The following is an 18,207-nucleotide window of genomic DNA, read 5'->3' as shown; positions in this document are numbered from 1 at the left end:
AATACTAAAGATGAAAGACCAAATATTTTCCGGCACGAGCTTTAGTATTTGGTCTTTCCTATTTAGTATTTTTGTTCAAGCCCTCAGGGCTTGAACAGCTTTCGGTTCCCGGCCAGGGTGTTCCACACCTGCTTCACTTCCCCGGTCAGCGTCTGCTTGACCATCGCCAGGGAGAAGTCCGCGGCCTGCCCCAGGCTGATGTAGGGGGGCAGCGCGATGGCATCCCGGTCCACACGGGCATCCAGCAGAGCCGCTCCCGGATATTTCAGGAAGGCCTGCACCATTTCGTCCACCTGGCTTGACTTGTCCAGCACAAAGCCCTTGATGCCCACGGCGTCCGCCACGGCGGCAAAGGAGGGGTTGTCCAGGTTGATGCCCCACGGAATCAGGCCCGCGGCCTGCATTTCCAACTGGATGAAGTCCAGGCAGTCGTTATTGTACACCACCAGCTTCACCGGCAGCTTGTACTGCGCTATGGTAATGAGGTCCCCCAGCAGCATGGACAGGCCGCCGTCTCCGCACAGGGCGACTACCTGGCGGTTCGGGTACGCCTTCTGGGCCCCGATCGCCATCGGCATGGCATTCGCCATGGAGCCGTGATTGAAGGAAGCCAGCGTTTTTCTGCCCAGCGTGGAGCACAGGAAACGCGCGCTCCAGATGCAGGGGGTGCCCGTGTCCACGGTAAACACGGCGTCCGGAGCCGCGTACTTGTTCACGGCGGTGGTCACCTGTTCGGGGCGGATGGGCGATTCCTTGTCGTTCCCGTCCATGTAGGCATTCATGTCCTTCACATCCTTGGCGTGACGCTTCAGGGAGGCGTCCAGGTGGTCGGAATCCTTTTTCTCCTCCACCATTCCCAGCAGGGCGTCCACCGTGGCGCCCACGTCCCCGCAGATTCCCAAGTCCAGGCGGCAGCGGCGGCCCAGCACTTCCCCGCGACGGTCGATCTGGACGATGGCGGGCTTGGTAGGAAGGAAGTTGAAATAGGGGAAATCCGTCCCCCACATCACGATCAGGTCGCTCTCATGCATGGCCTTGTACGCGTCACCCCAGCCCAGCAGTCCGGTCATGCCTACGCCCACGGGGTTGTCATGCTCAAAATAGTCCTTGCCGCGCCAGGTGTAGGCGATCGGGGCCTTCACGCGGGCGGCGAGCTGCACCACCTTGCGTTCCGCTCCGGCGCAGCCGCCCCCGCAGAAGAAAGTAATGCGGTCGTGTGAAGCGAGCATCTGGGCCAGGCGTGCCACGGATTCATGGTCCGGAACCACTGTTTCCCGGGCAAAGGCGGGTGGATGCACCAGGTCTTTGGCCTCCGCCGGCGCGTCCGCCACGTCGCCCGGCAGCACGATGACGCCCACGTCATGCAGGGAATAGGCATGCTGGATGGCGGACATCAGCACGCGGGGAGCCTGCTCCGCCGTGGAAGCCAGTTCCGCATAAGAGCTGCATTCCTTGAACAGTTGTTCCGGATGGGTCACCTGGAAATAGTCCACCCCCACCTGGCTCTGGGGGATGTGGGAGGCGATCGCCAGCACGCGGGCCCTGCTCCGGTGGGCATCATAAAGGCCATTGATCAAGTGAAGATTGCCGGGGCCGCTGCTGCCGCAGCACACGGCCAGGTTACCGGTCAGCTGGGCTTCCGCACTGGCGGCAAAGGCGCCCACCTCCTCATGCCTCATGTGGATCCATTCGATGGTTTTTTTTCTGCGGAGGGCGTCCGTAATGGGGTTCAAACTGTCTCCCACAATGCCGTAAATGCGCTTTATTCCCGCTTTTTCCAAGATTTCAACAAGCTGATCAGCTACCGTATACATGCAGATTAGACCAAGACCGGTTGAAAAAAATCAATGCTTGTGTGTCATAGATACCGGGAGTTCTTTCCGCACGGAAAACCATGACGGATTTTCAAACAGCCGCCTCGCCTGCCGGGAGGCTTTTTCCTTGAAGAAACCGCGTTGGGGTCTATCTTGGCAAGGTAGTTCCATTTTCCTTGATACCAAACCATGAAATTCCTCACTAAAGCTCTCCTGATGGCCGCCGTTCTGGGAAGCGTTGCCACCGTTCCCGCAGCAGTCGTCTTCCCGGGCCCCACCCCCGGCGCGGCCAATGCGGAGCAGGCTCCTTCCGGCTATACCCTTTCCAACAACATCCTGACGGCCAAATTCATCAACCGGGGCGGGAAGCTTTCCTTCGGAGGAATGACGTCCAAACTGGGCCCTGTAGCCAAGGCCGGGGACGAATTGTTCATCATCAATCTTCAGGACGGCCAGAGCATCAAGTCCTCCGGCCTGAAGGCGGGGGACGTCAAACTCGTCACCCTCCAGCCCAACCCCAAGGCGTTCAAACTGGCGGACCGCTTCCCCGGAAAAGCCGTCACGGCCTCCTTCCAGGCGCTGAACGGCTCCCTGCACATTTCCTGGCGCGCCGTACTCAGGGACAATTCCCACTACCTGCGGCAGGAACTCCGCCTGGTGAGCACAAAGCCCATCCAGATGAAGAGCATCGTGGCCATGCAGTATGACCTGGTGGAAGGGAAGGCGGGCTCCCCCTCCGTTTCCGGCAACGCCAGGGGCGCGCTCATCGTGAATGACCTGGCGTTCACCGCCCTGGAAACGCCCATGGGCATCAACACCGTGGGAGGCTCCGGAAACGCGGCAGGCGGGGAGTCCACAGCCTGGAACGCGGACAAATGGTCCACGGCTTCATGGACGGGCAATTTCAACATTCCGCAGGAGCTGAAAAAGCAGTACGGGGAACAGGTAGCCTGCGCGGAAGGCCCCGTCACCATTGACGGCAAGGGCTCCTGCACCATTACTTTCCAGTACAAGGGAGGCGACAAGGGAAACAACAAGCTGAACACCGCCGGCGTGCAGCTCCTTTCCGCCAAGGGGGCCGTCCTTGATTCCGACTTCCACGCCGGGAGTACCGGAGACGCCAATGCCAACAATTCCTACACCGTAAAAGTTCCCGCCAAGGGGAATTACCTGCTGCGCTACTGGGTCCAGACCAAGAGCGAACCGATTGCCAGCAAGGGGGAAATCACTTTCTCCCTGCCCGTGCGCACGCTGGAGGAAAAGGAAGACGCCCAGGCGGACGATTCCCAGCTCGCCCAGGGCGTCTGGAGCCGCAAAACCACCATGCAACCCAGGGAGGTGTGGGAGGTGTCCTCCGTCCTCGGCATCTTCGCCCCCGGCCAGCAACGCCGTTCCTTCCTGGCCTATATGGAGCGGGAGCGCGTGATGCCCTACCGTCCCTTCATCCATTACAATTCCTGGTATGAACTGAACATCAACCGGAACAATGATTCAGACCCCGCCAAGCGCATGACGGAAGAACAGTGCCTGGCCGTCCTGAAGGATTGGCAGGAACAGTTTTTCCAGAAGCGCGGCATGTCCATTGACGCCTTCGTCTGGGACGACGGCTGGGACGAGTTCAACAGCCTGTGGGATTTCCACAAGATGTTCCCGCAGGGCTTCAAGCGCATTGACGCCGCCGCGGGTAAACAAAAGGCCGGCATCGGCACCTGGCTGGGCCCGGTGGGCGGCTACGGTGCCTCCAAGGGCAAGCGCCTGGCCCACTGGAACGTGAAGCACCCGGACAACAAGATCGGCAACTTCCAGCTTTCCAACAAGGAATACTTTGACGCCTTTGTGGGCCGCTGCTCCCAGATGGTGAAGGACTACAACATGAAGTACTTCAAATTCGACGGCATCAGCACCCATTTCCACGCCAAGGGCCCCGGCAACGAGGAGGATGCGGAAGGCATCATCCGCGTGCTGAACGCCCTGCGCAAGAAGAAGGGGGACCTTTACATCAATTGCACCGTGGGCACCTGGGCCTCCCCGTTCTGGTTCCGTTATGCGGATTCCGTATGGAGGCAGGAAAACGACTTCGGAACGATCGGCGTGGGCGACAACCGCGACAAGTGGATCACCTACCGCGACCGCCTGGTGCATGAGGTCTTTGTGCAGGGTTCCCCGCTGATGCCCATCAATTCCATGATGACCCACGGCCTGATGGTCACCAAGTTCGGGCCGCCCGCGTGCATGCCCCGCGACCCTGAAAACGTGAAGAAGGAACTCCGCTGCGCCACGGCCTGCGGCACCTCCCTGCAGGAGCTTTACGTGGACAGGGACCTGATGAACGCCAAGGACGGCATGCTGTGGGACGAGCTGGCCAAGGGCATTAAATGGATACGCCGCAACGCGGACGTTCTGGACGACGTGCACTGGGTGGGCGGCAACCCGTGGAACAAGGAGGCCAATGAAGGGGCCGTGTACGGCTGGGCCGCATGGAATAAAAACAAGGCCACCCTGGCCCTCCGCAATTCCTCCGACCAGGAAAAGAGCCTGACCGGCACCCTGCGCGGCATCCTGGACATTCCCGCGGACGTCAAGGGGTCCATCACCTTCAAGGATTCCTATGACGACCAGCGGAAGCTGGACGGCTTCTCCGGCAAGACCGTAAACATTGACAAGGAGCTCACCTTCACGCTGAAGCCCTTTGAAGTGCTGGTGTACGAAGGAGGAAAGGTCAAATAAAAGCTTCCGGAGTCCCGGAGCCACGCTCCCGCTCAAGCAGAAGCGGCACTTGAAAAGCTACATTGGGGGGGAGGCTGGAAAAGCAGCCTCCCTCCATTTTTTCCACCCGCCCCTGCGCCCGGGTCAGAACGTTTTCTCAAACGTCACCGCTTCCAGCGGGTCGGAGGGGTTGACCGGCATCACCAGGCATTCCGCATTCTCCCCGCCCAGGTACAGCGTCAAACTGCTGCCGGGGGAATAAACGATGGAGACGCCGTAATATCCCCCTTTCTTCACCAGGGACCAGGTTCCGCGGCAGGAGGAAACGAGGTCCTCCTCCAGCACGGAAAGGTCATCCCTGTCTTCCGGGCGGGAAATCCACCTGCCCCACGCCTCCGGGCGCGGGAAGGAGGAAATCTCGCACGTTCCGTCTTCATTCAGGAGAAGCGTGGAGGAGCTGACCTGGAAAAAGCGCTTCAGCTCCGGCGGCCGGAAAAACCACCGCTCCCTGGGGGAGGATTCCACCTCGTACTTTCCGGACAGGGCCTGGAGCTCCGGCTCCTGGATCCACAGGAAGGTCTTTTGATGCATCACCTGGCGGCACGCCAGGCCCACCACGGCCAGCAGGGAAAGGAACGCCAGGGCAAACGCCCACAGGGCCAGCCGCTTTCTCCACCACGCATACACGGCGGCCAGTCCCGCCACGCTGCCCACGCAGATCCAGAACCCCCAGGAGCGGGAGAGGAAGGCAAGGGCGTCCGCCAGTACGGAAAGGCCATGAGAAAGATCATTCCACATAGGTGCTTCAGAATCGCCGGAACTCCGTCAAAGTCAAGGCAACAATGCCGCCTTTTACGGCACGGGAGGCAAGCCGCGCCGCTCCTTTCCCAAAAACTCCCGTCATCATCCCTGAAAATCCTCCTCCGCACTTTTCTCACGGACTCCAATCAGGTAAAGAAACATCTCAACCATGAAGAGTGCAGCACATCACCAGGGACTTTCGGAACAGCAGGTTCTGGAAAACCGGACCAAATACGGGGTCAATATCCTGACGCCCCCGGTAAAGGAACCCCTGTGGAAGCAGTTCCTGGAGAAATTCTCAGACCCCATCATCAAGATTCTGCTGGTGGCCCTGCTCCTGTCCGTAGGCGTGGCCTGCTACCAGTTCTTCACCGGAGCGGAACCGGCCAGCGTCTTCCTGGAGCCCGTGGGCATCCTGGTAGCCATCCTGCTGGCCACCTGCGTGGGCTTCGCCTTCGAGGTAAGCGCCAACAAGAAGTTTGAAATCCTGAACCAGGTCAACGACGAGACCATGGTCCAGGTGATCCGCGGCGGCAATATCTGCGAACTTCCCCGCCGGGACGTGGTGGTGGGAGACATCGTCATCCTGAACACTGGGGAGGAGGTTCCGGCGGACGGCGTCCTGCTGGAAGCCGTTTCCCTCCAGGTCAACGAATCCACGCTGACGGGGGAACCCCTCATCGGCAAAACCACGAATGAGGCGGAATTCAAGAAGGACGCCACCTACCCCTCCAACCACGTTCTGAAAGGAACCACCGTGGCGGACGGCCACGGCATCATGGAAGTGACGTCCGTAGGGGACAGGACGGAATACGGCAAGGTCTATGAAGGCTCCCAGATCGACAACAAGGTGCAGACGCCCCTCAACCGCCAGCTTTCCAGGCTGGGCGACCTCATCACCTGGGCCAGCTACGCCATTGCCGCCCTTATCATCATCGGGCGGCTTACCCTGTATTTCTCCCACCTGCCCGGCCCCGTGGAATGGCTGAGCGCGGGAACCTACATTCTGAACACCGTCATGATCGCCGTGACCGTCATCGTGGTTACGGTGCCGGAAGGGCTGCCCATGAGCGTCACCCTGAGCCTGGCCCTGAGCATGAAGAGCATGCTCGCCAACAACAACCTGGTGCGCAAGATGCACGCCTGCGAAACCATGGGGGCCGCCACCGTCATCTGCACGGACAAGACGGGCACCCTGACGCGCAACCAGATGAACGTATACAAGGCGGACTTCTACGGCCTGGGGGACGCCGCCCCGGCGGACGGCGAGCTGGGCAACCTGATCCGGGAAGGCATCGCCGTCAACTCCACCGCCTTCCTGGACTATGCGGACCCGGAACACATCAAGGCCCTGGGCAATCCCACGGAAGGGGCGCTCCTCCTGTGGCTGCACGGGCTGGGCGTGAATTACCTGGACCTGCGGGAAAACGCCCGCGTGCAGGAACAGCTCACTTTTTCCACGGAACGTAAGTACATGGCTACCGTGGTGGAATCCCCCCTGCTGGGCAAAAAAGTCCTTTACGTGAAGGGCGCGCCGGAAATCGTGCTGGGCCTCTGCTCCACCGTCCTGACTCCGGAAGGCCAGGTTCCTGCCGCGGACATGCGCCCCGCCATTGAGGAACAGCTCCTGGCCTACCAGAACCAGGCCATGCGCACGCTGGGCTTCGCGTACCGAATCCTGGATGATGACGCCCCGGTGTTTGAGGACGGCCGCGTCATCCGCAAGGACTTGGTTTACCTGGGCATCGCCGCCATTTCCGACCCCGTCCGGGACGACGTGCCCCAGGCTGTGAAGGACTGCATGGACGCGGGCATCAATATCAAGATCGTCACGGGGGACACCCCCGGCACCGCACGGGAAATCGGCCGCCAGATCGGCCTGTGGACGGAGGCGGACACGCCGGACCGCCTGATGACGGGCGTGGAGTTTGAACAGACGCCGGATGCGGAACTGCTGGACCGCGTGATGGACCTGAAAATCATGTGCCGCGCCAGGCCCATGGACAAGGAACGCCTGGTGAAGCTGCTCCAGAAGAAGGACCAGGTGGTGGCCGTCACCGGGGACGGCACCAACGACGCCCCCGCCCTGAACGCCGCGCAGGTGGGCCTCTCCATGGGGGACGGCACTACCGTAGCCAAGGAGGCCAGCGCCATCACCATCCTGGACAATTCCTTCATGAGCATTTCCCGCGCCGTCATGTGGGGACGCTCCCTGTACCGGAATATCCAGCGCTTCATCGTCTTCCAGATGACCATCAACGTGGCGGCCTGCCTCATTGTGCTCATCGGCGCGTTCCTGGGCACGGAATCCCCCCTCACGGTCACGCAGATGCTCTGGGTCAACCTCATCATGGATACCTTCGCCGCGCTGGCCCTGGCCTCCCTGCCGCCGGACGAACGCGTGATGCAGGATCCGCCGCGCAAGACGACGGACCACATCATCACCCGCCCCATGGGCAGGAACATTCTGGGCGTGGGCATCCTGTTCGTGGCCTTCCTGTTCGGCCTGCTGCAATACTTCAAGCATGCGGACGTCACCAGCCTCACGCAGTTCAGCCTCAGCGGCTACTTCGGCAGCTACCTGGACTTCTCCTCACCGGAGCATGAACTGACCGGCTATGAACTGTCCCTGTTTTTCACCATCTTCGTCCTTCTCCAGTTCTGGAACATGTTCAACGCCAAGGCTTTCAACACGCACCAGAGCGCCTTTGCCCGCATGGGCGCCAGCATCGGGGGCTTCGGAGTGGTGGCTCTGCTCATCCTGGCCGGGCAATACCTCATCGTCACCTTCGGCGGCAAGATGTTCAACGTGGTGCCCCTGAGCTGGACGGACTGGGGCATCATCTTTGCCGGCACCTCCCTCGTCCTGTGGATCGGAGAGCTGGTGCGCGCCTTCACGCCGGACAAATCCTCCGCCCGCCCGTAAGACGTCCCGCCGCGTCATCCGGGTGAAAATCCACCTGCATGACACGGACGGCGCTGCCGCCCGGAAAGCCTTCTTTCAACAAAGGAGGCCGCCGGCGTGTCATTCACAGCATGGACTTGACACGCCTGACGGGCTCTATCTCCGGTTCCGCCGTTCTCCTCTTCTTGTTCTCCCTCCTTTTTTCCGGGTGTAAAAAGACGGAACAGGTGCCGCATGAAACGCCCACGCTTATTTACGAACAGCCTGTTGCCATGGACATCCCGGTAACGGGAAGCTGGGTGGGCCATCTGGATGGCGTGGACAACGCCTCCATCGTTCCCCAAATCACGGGCTACCTGCAAACGCAGAATTACGCCAACGGCGCCATTGTGAAAAAGGGGGAGGTGCTTTTCCGCATTGACGATTCCACCTTCAAGGACCAGGTCTCCAGGGCCAAAGCCACGCTGGAACAGGCGCAGGCCCAGCTCCAGCAGTTGAATTATGACGCGGAGATTTACAAGCCCCTGGCCGCGGAGAACGCCATTTCCAAGCAGAAGTACGAGGATACGCGCCTCTCCGCCATTGCCGCGGAAGCGCAGGTGCAGCAGGCCACGGCGGCCCTGGCCCTGGCTGAAAAGAATCTTTCCTATACGGTGCTGTATGCCCCCTTTGACGGAATCGCCGGCATTTCCAAGACGAATATAGGCGACCTGGTCAGCCCGGAAAGCGGCCCCCTCGCCGTCGTATCCTCCGTCAATCCCATCCGCGTCAACTTTGCCGTCACCCAGCAGGAATGGATCCAGCAGGCCGGCAAGAACGGGAATGAAGGCGTCCAGACGGGCAGCAAGCTGGATATCACGCTGAAAGACGGTACCAAATACCCGGAACAGGCTACGGTGGTAGCCATTGACCGGGCGTTCAACCCCCAGACGGGCACCATCCGCGTGCAGGCCAACCTCCCCAATGCCGATTACCTGCTGCGCCCCGGCATGTTCATCATGGCTACGGCCCGGCTGGCTACCGTCAAAAACGCGCTGACCGTTCCGGCAAAGGCTCTTCTTTCCACGCAGGGGCGCTTTTTCGTCATTGCGCTGGATGAGAACAACCACCCTTCCATCATCCCCGTGCAGGCCGGAACGCAGCTCGGCGACCGGCAGCAGGTCATTCCGCTGAAACCGGGTTCCCTCACCCCGCAGAGCAAAGTGGTCGTGGACGGCCTTCTCCAGGCGGAAATGGCCTCCAGAAACCCGGACGCACGCCTGAAAGCGGTACCCGCCAGCAACCAATAAGCCCCTCCCGCCATGGCCGATTTCTTCATCAAGCGCCCCATCCTCTCCATCTGCCTCTCCATCATCATCGTCCTGCTGGGGACCTTCTCCATTCTGCGCCTGCCCATTTCCGAGTATCCGGACATCATCCCCCCTTCCATCCAGGTGACGGCCACCTATCCCGGAGCGGACTGCGAGACGGTGGTCAAATCCATCGCATCCCCCATTGAGCAGCAGATGTCCGGCGTGGACGGCATGTCCTACATGACTTCCGTCAATACCAACAACGGGCAGATGAGCATGATGATCCTCTTTGAGATCGGCACGGAGGCGAACATGGACCAGGTGCTTTCCTACCTGCGCTACGGGCAGGCCACCTCCCAGCTTCCGCCGGAAGTCAGCGAACTGGGCGTCTCCCTGCGCAAGACCAGCGGGCTGCCCGCCCTGGTCGTCAGCCTTTATTCCCCCCAGGGAACCTACGACGGCCTCTGGCTGGCCAATTACGCGTATATCAACATGGTGGACGCCATCAAGCGCGTGCCCGGCGTGGGCGACGTGCAGGTGTTCGGCTCCGGCCGCTATGCCATGCGCATCTGGCTGAATCCGGAAAAGATGGCCGCCCTGAACATCACGGCCCGTGACGTGATGCTGGCGGTGCAGGCCCAGAACGCCGTGAACCCGGCGGGCAAGATAGGCGCGCAGCCCGCTCCGCCGGACCAGCAGCTTTCCTTCACCGTGAAGGCGCCCGGACGCCTGACCAGCGTGAAGGAGTTTGAAAACATCGTGGTGCGCGGACAGGGCAGTTCCATCGTGCGGGTGGGTGACGTCGCCCGCGTGGAGCTGGGTTCGGAGACTTACAGCCTCAGCTCTTCCGTGAACGGCATGCCCGCCGCCTCCATCGGCATTTACGAAGCGCCCGGAGGGAACGCCATCCAGCTGGTGGACAATATCAAGGCCCTGCTGAACGATACGGAGATGCCCCCCGGCATGGATTACCTCGTTTCCCTGGACTCCACGCTGGCCGTCCGCGCCGGGATTGAAGACATCGTCAGCACGCTGGTGATCGCCCTGGGCCTGGTTGTGCTGGTGGTCTTCATCTTCCTCCAGGGCTGGCGCGGCACGCTGATTCCGGCTTTTGCCGTGCCGGTGTCCATCGTGGGCGCCTTCATCGCCTTTCCGTTTTTCGGCTTTTCCATCAATACCATCTGCCTGATGGGCCTTGTGCTGGCCATCGGCCTGGTGGTGGACGACGCCATCGTGGTGGTGGAGGCGGTGAAGAACCATATTTCCAACGGAGAAAAGCCGCTCCAGGCCACCATCGCAGCCATGAAGGAGGTATCCGGCCCCATCGTGAGCACGGCCCTGGTGATTTCCTGCGTGTTCGTGCCCACCCTGCTGCTGCCCGGCGTCACGGGCAAGCTGTTCGAGCAGTTCGCCGTGACTATCGGCATGTCCATCATCATTTCCGCCTTCTGCGCCCTGTCCCTCAGTCCCACCCTGTCCGCCGGGCTGCTGAAAGGAGGGAAAGCGGATTCCATCCCCCTGCTGGGGCCCTTCTTCAAGTTATTCAACAAGGGCTTCAACAAGGCGCGCGACTGGTACGTGGAAATTTGTGCCAAGCTCATCCGGCACATGTGGCTTTCCATCCTGCTGCTGGCCGCCATGACCGCCCTCCTCTTCCCTCTCGCCAAGCTCATTCCCACTGGCTTCCTTCCCAATGAGGACCAGGGCTACCTGTTCGGCGGCGTGGAACTGCCGGACAATACCTCCCTGAACGTCACGGCGGCCACCGCCGCGCGGATTGAACAGATCATCCGGGAAGATCCCGGCGTGGAAGTGGTCACCACCGTAAACGGGTTCAACCTCATCAGCTCCGTCCAGAGCTCCTCCAATTCCTTCTTCTTCATTTCCCTGAAACCATGGTCCGAACGCACCGCCCCGGGCATGACGGCGGACGGCATCGCCGCCCGGCTGAAAAGCAAGCTGAACGCGGAGATTTCCTCCGGCATGGCGTACGTGGTCCCGCCGCCGCCCCTGCCGGGCGTGGGCACATCCGGAGACGTCACCTTCCTGCTGGAGGACCGCCAGGGCATCGGGGAGAAATTCCTGGCCGCCAATACGTCCAAATTCATCGAGGCTGCGGAAAAGAGGCCGGAAATCGCGGGCATCAGCAATTTCATGTCTCCCTCCAACCTTCAGTACAATCTGAACGTGAATACGGAGCAAGCCACCCTCCAGAACATGAACGTGGATGAGATTTACGCCACCATCCAGGCGTATATGGGCAGCACCTTCCTGAACAATTTCAACATTTACGGTCAGGAATGGCAGGTGTACATGCAGGCGGACGCCCCGTACCGGAACAGCATCGACAAGCTTTCCATGTTTTACGTGCGCAACAATGACGGCGACCCGGTCCCGCTGGATTCCGTCATTAACGTCACTCACGGCTGGGCGCCGGAATTCCTGATCCGCCAGAACATGTTCAACAGCTCCCAGCTCAACGTCACCCCGGCTCCGGGCTATTCCTCCGGGCAGGTCATGAATGCCCTGGAGGAAGTCTTCGCCCAGACCATGCCGTCCGGCATGGGGTATGACTACTCCGGCATGAGCTACCAGGAAAAACAGGCGCAGAAAGGCATCACCATCGGCATGATCTTTGCGGCGTCCGCCGTGTTCGTTTTCCTGATCCTGGCCTCCCTGTATGAGAGCTGGTCCCTGCCCGTGGCCGTCTTCATGACCGCCCCCATCGCCATCCTGGGCGCATTCCTGGCCCTGTGGATGTTCGGGCTGAACCTGAACATTTATTCGGAAATCGGCCTCATCGTGCTGATTGCGCTGGCGGCCAAGAATGCCATCCTCATCGTGGAATTCGCCGTGCTGGAACTGAGGCAGGGCACGGACCTGCTCACGGCCACGCTGGACGCGGCCAGAATCCGCCTGCGCCCCATCCTGATGACCTGCTTTGCCTTCATCATGGGCTGCCTTCCCCTGGCCGTAGCCACGGGAGCGGGAGCGGCAGCGCGGCAGGTGGTGGGCGTGGGAGTCATCGGCGGCATGATTACGGCCGTCTTCATCGGGGTGTTCTTCATCCCCTCCTTCTTCTACCTGATTGCCAAGCTGGCCAAACTGGACAAGAAAGCGGCGCGGGAACTCCAGGAAAAGGCCCAGGGAACAGCCGTTCCGGCCAAGTAGGCCACGCCGCACGCCCGGAACGGCAAAGCCCGCGCCTGCACGGGAGCCCTTTCCGCTACATCCAGAATATCCAGGCCCAGAAAGCCTTCACGAAGACGAGCACCACATTGATCAGCAGCCCTACCTTCACCATGGTCATCTGAGGGAATTTCCCTGTGGCGAAGGCCAGGGCGTTGGGAGGCGTGGAGACGGGAAGCATGAAGGCGCAAGAGGCCCCGATGCCCACCAGAAGCACCAGCGGCGTGGCGGACATGCCCATGGCGGAGGCCACCGTCACCATCAACGGAGCCACCAGGGCTGCGCTGGCCGTATTGGAGCAGAATTCCGTCAGCGACGTGATGAAGAGGCTGATGATGAGCAGGATGATAATGGGACTCTGCCCCATGGCCAGGGAAGATACCTGGTCCGCCAGAAATCCCGCCGCCCCCGTCTGGACGAGGATGCTGCTGAGCGTGATGCCGCCGCCGAACAGCAGCAGGACGCCCCAGTCCGTATTTTTGGCGATGCCGCCCCAGTTGATGACCCCGCACAGGGGCAGCAGAACCGCGGCACACAGCGCAATGAGCGTGTCCATGGACGGAATGCCGCCCAGAGCGGAGGAAAGGAAGCTGCTGCACATCCAGCTCCCGGCCACCAGCACGAAGAGAAGCAGCACGCGCACCTGCCTGGCATTCAGCCGGGCCTCCGCAACCTCCCCTTCCGCCGGGGCCATGTCCACATGCAGCCCCAGCCGCGGGCGGAAGAACAGGTACATCAGGCAGAAGACAATCACTCCGAATACCAGGACAATGGGCATGGCAATCCGGAACCATTCCGCAAATCCCATGCCGAGCTCATGCGCCGCAATGGCGTTGGGAGGGGAACCCACCAGCGTTCCCATGCCGCCGATGGAGGCGCTGTACGCCACCCCCAGCACGGCAAAGGGAGCCGTCGTCTTGAGCTTTTCCGCCGGAATGCGGTCCAGCAGGCCGATGACCAGCGGGAGCATCATGGCAGCCGTGGCCGTATTGGACATCCACATGGAGAGGAACGCCGTAGCCAGGAAAATCAGGATCAGGGCCATCCCCAGGCTTCCGCGGGCCATCCGGAGGATTTTTCCAGCCAGCCAGGTATCAATTTTCTGTTCGTGGAGCGCCCCGGCCAGCGCAAAGCCGCCGAAGAACAGGAAAATGGTGGGATCCGCAAAGCCGGCCAATGCCTTCGCCCCCGGAAGAATCCCCATGAACATGGCGAGCACCGGCACCAGCAGGGCGGTCACGGTCACATGCAGTGCTTCCGTCAGCCACAGAATGCCGATGAAGGTGAGAACGGCCAGCCCCCTGGCTACCTCCGGCTCCACGGGAAGCCACTTGAGCATGGCCAGGAAAAGAAGCACGTCACACGCAATGATGATGTAATTGCGGTGTCCTTTGGCGGTGTCGGTGGTACGGTGGCGCATGGCTGGAAAAACAAAATGGTGTTATTTCCTTTTGTACGCCTCCGGGGAATAGAGTCAATATCATTCCGGAAAAGTCCGGGAGAAGCCCCCATGCCGCGGAAGCATGGGCAGGAACGGGCCATGGCTCACAGCGAAGGAATCCGCAGGGGCGCCCCAGGAAAAATCAGGCCGCCCACGGTTCCTTTGTACATAAGAAGGCCATGCCATGCAAAAAGCCGCCATGCAATTGCACGACGGCTTGTAAAAACTGTTTGATTGACGCGCGGAGGCAGTAACCTCCGCCCGGGCAATTATTCAGCGGCGGGTTCGGCGGCCTTCTTGGCAGCCGGCTTTTTGGCGGGAGCCTTCTTGGCGGCGGCAGCCTTGGTTTCAGTCTTCTTGGCTGGGGCCTTGGCCGCGGTCTTTTTGGCGGGAGCTTCCTTGGCGGCAGGCTTGGCGTCCTTGGCAACGGGAACGGCCAGACGGATAGGCGTATTGGAATTCAACTTGGACTGTTCCTTCTTACGCTTGATGTATTCAACACGTCTGCGGCGCTTGGTGACTTTGCGGATTTGCTGTCCCATAGTGATAATTGCTATGATATTTACTAATTCTTAAGAGCTCCATGTGGCACATGGGCGTGGATACAACTACCAACCCCGCCTCCCATACGCAAGCACAAAGCATTATTAAGGCACAGAAAGACGGCGGCAGTCCCCGCTTTTTCCAACCGGGCCGGAAAAAGGGAACGGCGGCAGGCGGGGCGGAACGAAAGGGCTCCCTACCACAATTTCAGCGCATCCACCCGGACCGGATGCTCCCAGCGCAGGTGGTCCCGGATGGCGGCGGCAATGAATTCCAGGCCGCGCTCCACCGCCGTGGCCAGTCCGTCCCCGGCGGCCAGCCGCGCCGCGATGGCGGCGGACAGGGAACAGCCCGTTCCATGCGTGCTCACATCCCTCACGCGCGGGCGGTTCCATTCCCCCAGCATGCGGCCGTCCGGGCCGGCCAGCACGTCCCGGCAGTCTCCTTCCAGATGGCCGCCCTTCAGCAGGACGGGGCACCCGTACCTAATGGCAAGGCGCGCGGCAGCCTCCGGCAGTTCATCCCTTTCAGGGTTGACAGAAGAGCGCAGCAGCACGGCGGCTTCATCCAGATTGGGGGTCAGCAGGGCCGCGCCCGGCAGCAGAAGTTCTTCATAAACGGCTACAGCCTCCTCCCTCATCAGCCGGTCTCCTGCCGTAGCGATCATGACGGGATCCACCACAACGGGGATACCCGTACCTGCCAGCACCTCATGCACCGCACGGACGATGGCCGGGGAGTACAGCATGCCCGTCTTCACGGCGCTTACCGGAAAATGCTCCAGATTGATGCGCACCTGGTCCGCCACCAGCTCAGGGTCCACCTCCTGGATGCCGCGCACCAGTCCCGGCACCTCGGACACGACGCAGGTGACGGCCGTGAGCGCAAACGCCCCCATGGCATGGGCCGCCTTCATATCCGCCTGAAGTCCGGCCCCTGCGGAGCAGTCGGAACCGGCAACCGTCATCATTACGGGAATACTCATGCCCCTGTTTTTAATCGGGAGGAAAGCCCTTGAACATCCAAAAATCCGCACGCACCGCCTCAATGTCACAAATCCGGGTGGGAAAACGCCGCGGGAATGCCACAATCCGCCCATGACGCACGCCGCCCCTGCCCCGGACGAACAGGAATTCTGGCTTTTCATTCAGGACGCCCCCCTGCCGGCGGCGGAGGAATTGCAGAAGAACATGTTCCGCCTGGACGCCTGCTTCCGGCTGAACCTTTCCGGCGCGCCGGAAAACGCGCCGGACCATGTGCTGGAAGGGGAATACCTGGACGAAGAGGGAGAATCCCAGCTTGACGTGTTCTGGGTCATGGAAACGGACGATGCCCGCCAGGCCTTCAAAAGGGACCGCTCCGCCCTCCGGCAAATAGGGGAACGCACCAAGATGCTGCGTTTCATCCTGGAGGACGAATGCGCGCTGGGCCATGTGTTCGCCATGCTTCACGCCATTCTGGAACACCGGGACGGCCTGCTGGTCATCCCGGACGACCGGGGCAACATCATTCTGGAACGGCGGCAGGCCCTGGAATTCCTGAACCGGGAAATCCGGGAAGACTAGCGTTCCTCCGTCTGCGGGACACGGCTGCCCTCCCGCTCCGCATTCAGTTGGAGCGCCTTCTTTTTCCAGACTTCCGCCATGTCCGCATCCTGCGGGGTTCCCTTTCCGGTGCTGTAGCAGACGGAAAGCATCAGCATGGCGTTGACGTGGTCCTGCCCGGCGGCCAGCCGGAGCCAGTTGAACGCCTTGCCTTCATCCACGAGTACGCCGGAGCCTTCCAGATACGCCAGCCCCACGATGTACTGGGCACGGGCGTCCCCGGCGGAGGCCGCCTGCTCATACCATTTCATCGCGCGCTCCATGTCCTGCTCCACGCCCTCCCCCTTCGCATAAATATTCCCCAGATAGACGGAGGAAGGCGTATTCCCCCCGTTGGCGGCCTTTTCCAGCAATACGCGCCCGGAAGCAGGATCCTTGTCAAAGCCCAGCTTCCCCTCCATGTAGGCCCGGCCCAGCAGGCCCATGGCCGCCGGATGCTCTTCATCCGCCGCCTTGCGCCACAGCTCCAGGGCCTTGTTCCGGTCCTGGTCCGCGCCGTCCCCCTTGAAATACATCATGCCCAGCATGTACAGGGCATTCCCCCGCTGGGTTCCTGGACGCGCCAGCCCGTATTCAAACCACTCCCTGGCCGCTCCGGCATCACGCTTGACGCCGGTTCCGTACAGGAACATGGCGCCGATAACCGTCTCCCCGGAATATCCGGAACCCGTTTCCGCCACGGAGTCACACCAGGAGCGCACATCCAGCGGATGGGCCCAGCCGTTCTGCAATCCCTCCGCATACAGGGCGGCCACGTCATTGAGCGTCTTCACGTGCTCCCTGTCATTCCCTTTCTCACGGGCGGCTTTGGCGGAGGCGGCGTCCAGGCGTTCCCGCCAGGCTGCGGCCTCCCCCTTTTCTTCGGCAGGCTCTTCCCGTTTCCCGGCAGGGGCGGCCTGCTTTTCCCCGGCAGCGGGCTTGCGGTCACACCCGCACCACAGGAGGGAGGCAGAGGCGGCCACGCACAAGACGGCAATTTTTTTCATCATGCGCATTACCATAGGACAGCCGCACGGAGCTGCCAAGAAGAGAAATGACGGAAATGCCGCAGCCGTCCCCGCATGGGGACGCACAACATGCCTCCTGCCGCCGCGGAAGCGGGATTTTCTCTTTTAGCATTGAATATTTCCCTATTTTTGTTCTACTGGAACCAGTTCAACCTCTGATGAAATCCGTACCGCGCCTGTATCTCCTGACGTGCCTGGGCCTGGCGTCCCTGGGAAGTTTCTGCTACCGGGGTTCCGCAACGGAACTTCCTGTAAAATACATCTTTGAACTGTCGGATGAACCGGTGAAAGTGCGCCCTGGAAAAATAGACACCAAGAGCGTTTTCTTCCCCAAATACGCGCGAGGCACTTCTCCGGAAGCCCTGAAGCGGCAGGCGGCCCTCTTCCAGTCCCAACTAGGGCAGGCCGCTTCCCGGAGCAAGCCTGCCATCAGCATCCACATGAATGACGACAGGACGGAAACGGACGGCAATGCCCGGTCAGGCTATGAATTCTACCATCCGGACAACCAGGAAGGGCTCATCATCACGACGGAGACGCCGGACGAGGAAGTCTGGCTGAACGATGGAGACCCTGACAGCCCCTTTTTCCACACTCCCCGCTCTGCCACCAATACGGAAATCCGTGAAATCTCCACGCCTTCCGACGTCTGGCCCGCCTGGAACGAAGCGGAAGTCAACCTGCACATGAACCTTCCGGAATCGGAGCCGCGCCCCTTTGTGATTCAGCCGGCGCCGTCCGGAGCCATCCGCACCATCATTAAATCCTTCAATGGAGCCATTTTTGAAGCGGACACCCAGCCCATGCATCCCGTGTGGGACCAGCTCCCCCCCGGATACGTTCCCATTCCGGCGCTCCCCGCTTACCAGCCCACTGTGCTGAGGAAACTGCAATAGCGGCAGGAG

Annotated in this window: 12 protein-coding genes; 6 read left to right on the top strand and 6 right to left on the bottom strand. The window is 61.1% G+C overall.

What is annotated here, in order from left to right:
• Positions 1–83: 83 nt before the first annotated feature.
• On the bottom strand, positions 84–1,814 hold the full coding sequence (locus J5W70_RS07040) for a thiamine pyrophosphate-dependent enzyme (protein WP_022397430.1): 1,731 nt from the start codon (positions 1,812–1,814) through the stop codon (positions 84–86).
• Between the two features lie 189 nt (positions 1,815–2,003).
• Between J5W70_RS07040 and J5W70_RS07035 the strand changes: the two genes are divergently transcribed.
• On the top strand, positions 2,004–4,541 hold the full coding sequence (locus J5W70_RS07035; RefSeq protein WP_022397431.1) for an alpha-amylase family protein: 2,538 nt from the start codon (positions 2,004–2,006) through the stop codon (positions 4,539–4,541).
• Between the two features lie 123 nt (positions 4,542–4,664).
• Here the strand turns inward: J5W70_RS07035 and J5W70_RS07030 are convergent, their stop codons facing one another.
• Positions 4,665–5,318 (bottom strand): hypothetical protein, encoded by a 654-nt coding sequence (locus J5W70_RS07030; protein WP_022397432.1) that lies wholly within the window; start codon positions 5,316–5,318, stop codon positions 4,665–4,667.
• Between the two features lie 172 nt (positions 5,319–5,490).
• Between J5W70_RS07030 and J5W70_RS07025 the strand changes: the two genes are divergently transcribed.
• From J5W70_RS07025 to J5W70_RS07015, 3 genes are all read left to right on the top strand, one after another.
• Positions 5,491–8,247, top strand: coding sequence for a calcium-translocating P-type ATPase, PMCA-type (locus J5W70_RS07025; RefSeq protein WP_022397433.1), 2,757 nt, complete (start codon positions 5,491–5,493; stop codon positions 8,245–8,247).
• Between the two features lie 110 nt (positions 8,248–8,357).
• Positions 8,358–9,515 (top strand): efflux RND transporter periplasmic adaptor subunit, encoded by a 1,158-nt coding sequence (locus J5W70_RS07020; RefSeq protein ID WP_022397434.1) that lies wholly within the window; start codon positions 8,358–8,360, stop codon positions 9,513–9,515.
• A gap of 12 nt (positions 9,516–9,527) precedes the next feature.
• Positions 9,528–12,689, top strand: coding sequence for an efflux RND transporter permease subunit (locus tag J5W70_RS07015; RefSeq protein WP_022397435.1), 3,162 nt, complete (start codon positions 9,528–9,530; stop codon positions 12,687–12,689).
• A gap of 55 nt (positions 12,690–12,744) precedes the next feature.
• Here the strand turns inward: J5W70_RS07015 and J5W70_RS07010 are convergent, their stop codons facing one another.
• The 3 genes from J5W70_RS07010 to thiD all read right to left on the bottom strand — a co-directional run bounded on the left by J5W70_RS07010 (position 12,745) and on the right by thiD (position 15,676).
• Positions 12,745–14,127, bottom strand: a complete 1,383-nt coding sequence (locus tag J5W70_RS07010) for an SLC13 family permease (protein WP_022397436.1) — start codon at positions 14,125–14,127, stop codon at positions 12,745–12,747.
• Between the two features lie 290 nt (positions 14,128–14,417).
• A complete protein-coding gene (locus J5W70_RS07005; RefSeq protein WP_022397437.1) occupies positions 14,418–14,690 on the bottom strand; it encodes a hypothetical protein in 273 nt (90 codons plus the stop codon).
• A gap of 197 nt (positions 14,691–14,887) precedes the next feature.
• The gene (gene thiD / locus J5W70_RS07000; RefSeq protein ID WP_022397438.1) at positions 14,888–15,676 is read right to left on the bottom strand and encodes a bifunctional hydroxymethylpyrimidine kinase/phosphomethylpyrimidine kinase; all 789 of its coding nucleotides are present in this window, start codon (positions 15,674–15,676) and stop codon (positions 14,888–14,890) included.
• A gap of 112 nt (positions 15,677–15,788) precedes the next feature.
• On the opposite strand from thiD, the gene J5W70_RS06995 reads away from it, so the two are divergent.
• Positions 15,789–16,256: a hypothetical protein gene (locus J5W70_RS06995; protein WP_022397439.1), complete on the top strand. Its 468-nt coding sequence runs from the start codon at positions 15,789–15,791 to the stop codon at positions 16,254–16,256.
• On the opposite strand, the gene J5W70_RS06990 is transcribed toward J5W70_RS06995, so the two are convergent.
• The gene (locus J5W70_RS06990; protein WP_180973632.1) at positions 16,253–17,284 is read right to left on the bottom strand and encodes a tetratricopeptide repeat protein; all 1,032 of its coding nucleotides are present in this window, start codon (positions 17,282–17,284) and stop codon (positions 16,253–16,255) included. The genes J5W70_RS06995 and J5W70_RS06990 overlap by 4 nt on opposite strands.
• 176 nt (positions 17,285–17,460) lie before the next feature.
• Between J5W70_RS06990 and J5W70_RS06985 the strand changes: the two genes are divergently transcribed.
• Entirely contained in the window at positions 17,461–18,198 is a 738-nt protein-coding gene (locus tag J5W70_RS06985; protein WP_022397441.1) for a hypothetical protein, read from the top strand.
• The last annotated feature ends 9 nt before the right edge of the window (positions 18,199–18,207 follow it).

It is taken from the genome of Akkermansia massiliensis (genome assembly GCF_018847375.1).
GTDB lineage: Bacteria > Verrucomicrobiota > Verrucomicrobiia > Verrucomicrobiales > Akkermansiaceae > Akkermansia > Akkermansia massiliensis.
This window is presented reverse-complemented; position numbering and strand designations above follow the sequence as displayed.

Excerpts from the sequence above, each read along its gene's own strand:
- J5W70_RS07020 (WP_022397434.1), top strand. The coding sequence starts at position 8,358 with ATGGACTTGACACGCCTGACGGGCTCTATCTCCGGTTCCGCCGTTCTC.
- J5W70_RS07010 (WP_022397436.1), bottom strand. The coding sequence starts at position 14,127 with ATGCGCCACCGTACCACCGACACCGCCAAAGGACACCGCAATTACATC.
- J5W70_RS07025 (WP_022397433.1), top strand. The coding sequence starts at position 5,491 with ATGAAGAGTGCAGCACATCACCAGGGACTTTCGGAACAGCAGGTTCTG.
- J5W70_RS06990 (WP_180973632.1), bottom strand. The coding sequence starts at position 17,284 with ATGATGAAAAAAATTGCCGTCTTGTGCGTGGCCGCCTCTGCCTCCCTC.
- J5W70_RS07040 (WP_022397430.1), bottom strand. The coding sequence starts at position 1,814 with ATGTATACGGTAGCTGATCAGCTTGTTGAAATCTTGGAAAAAGCGGGA.
- J5W70_RS07030 (WP_022397432.1), bottom strand. The coding sequence starts at position 5,318 with ATGTGGAATGATCTTTCTCATGGCCTTTCCGTACTGGCGGACGCCCTT.
- J5W70_RS06995 (WP_022397439.1), top strand. The coding sequence starts at position 15,789 with ATGACGCACGCCGCCCCTGCCCCGGACGAACAGGAATTCTGGCTTTTC.
- thiD (WP_022397438.1), bottom strand. The coding sequence starts at position 15,676 with ATGAGTATTCCCGTAATGATGACGGTTGCCGGTTCCGACTGCTCCGCA.
- J5W70_RS06985 (WP_022397441.1), top strand. The coding sequence starts at position 17,461 with ATGAAATCCGTACCGCGCCTGTATCTCCTGACGTGCCTGGGCCTGGCG.
- J5W70_RS07005 (WP_022397437.1), bottom strand. The coding sequence starts at position 14,690 with ATGGGACAGCAAATCCGCAAAGTCACCAAGCGCCGCAGACGTGTTGAA.
- J5W70_RS07035 (WP_022397431.1), top strand. The coding sequence starts at position 2,004 with ATGAAATTCCTCACTAAAGCTCTCCTGATGGCCGCCGTTCTGGGAAGC.
- J5W70_RS07015 (WP_022397435.1), top strand. The coding sequence starts at position 9,528 with ATGGCCGATTTCTTCATCAAGCGCCCCATCCTCTCCATCTGCCTCTCC.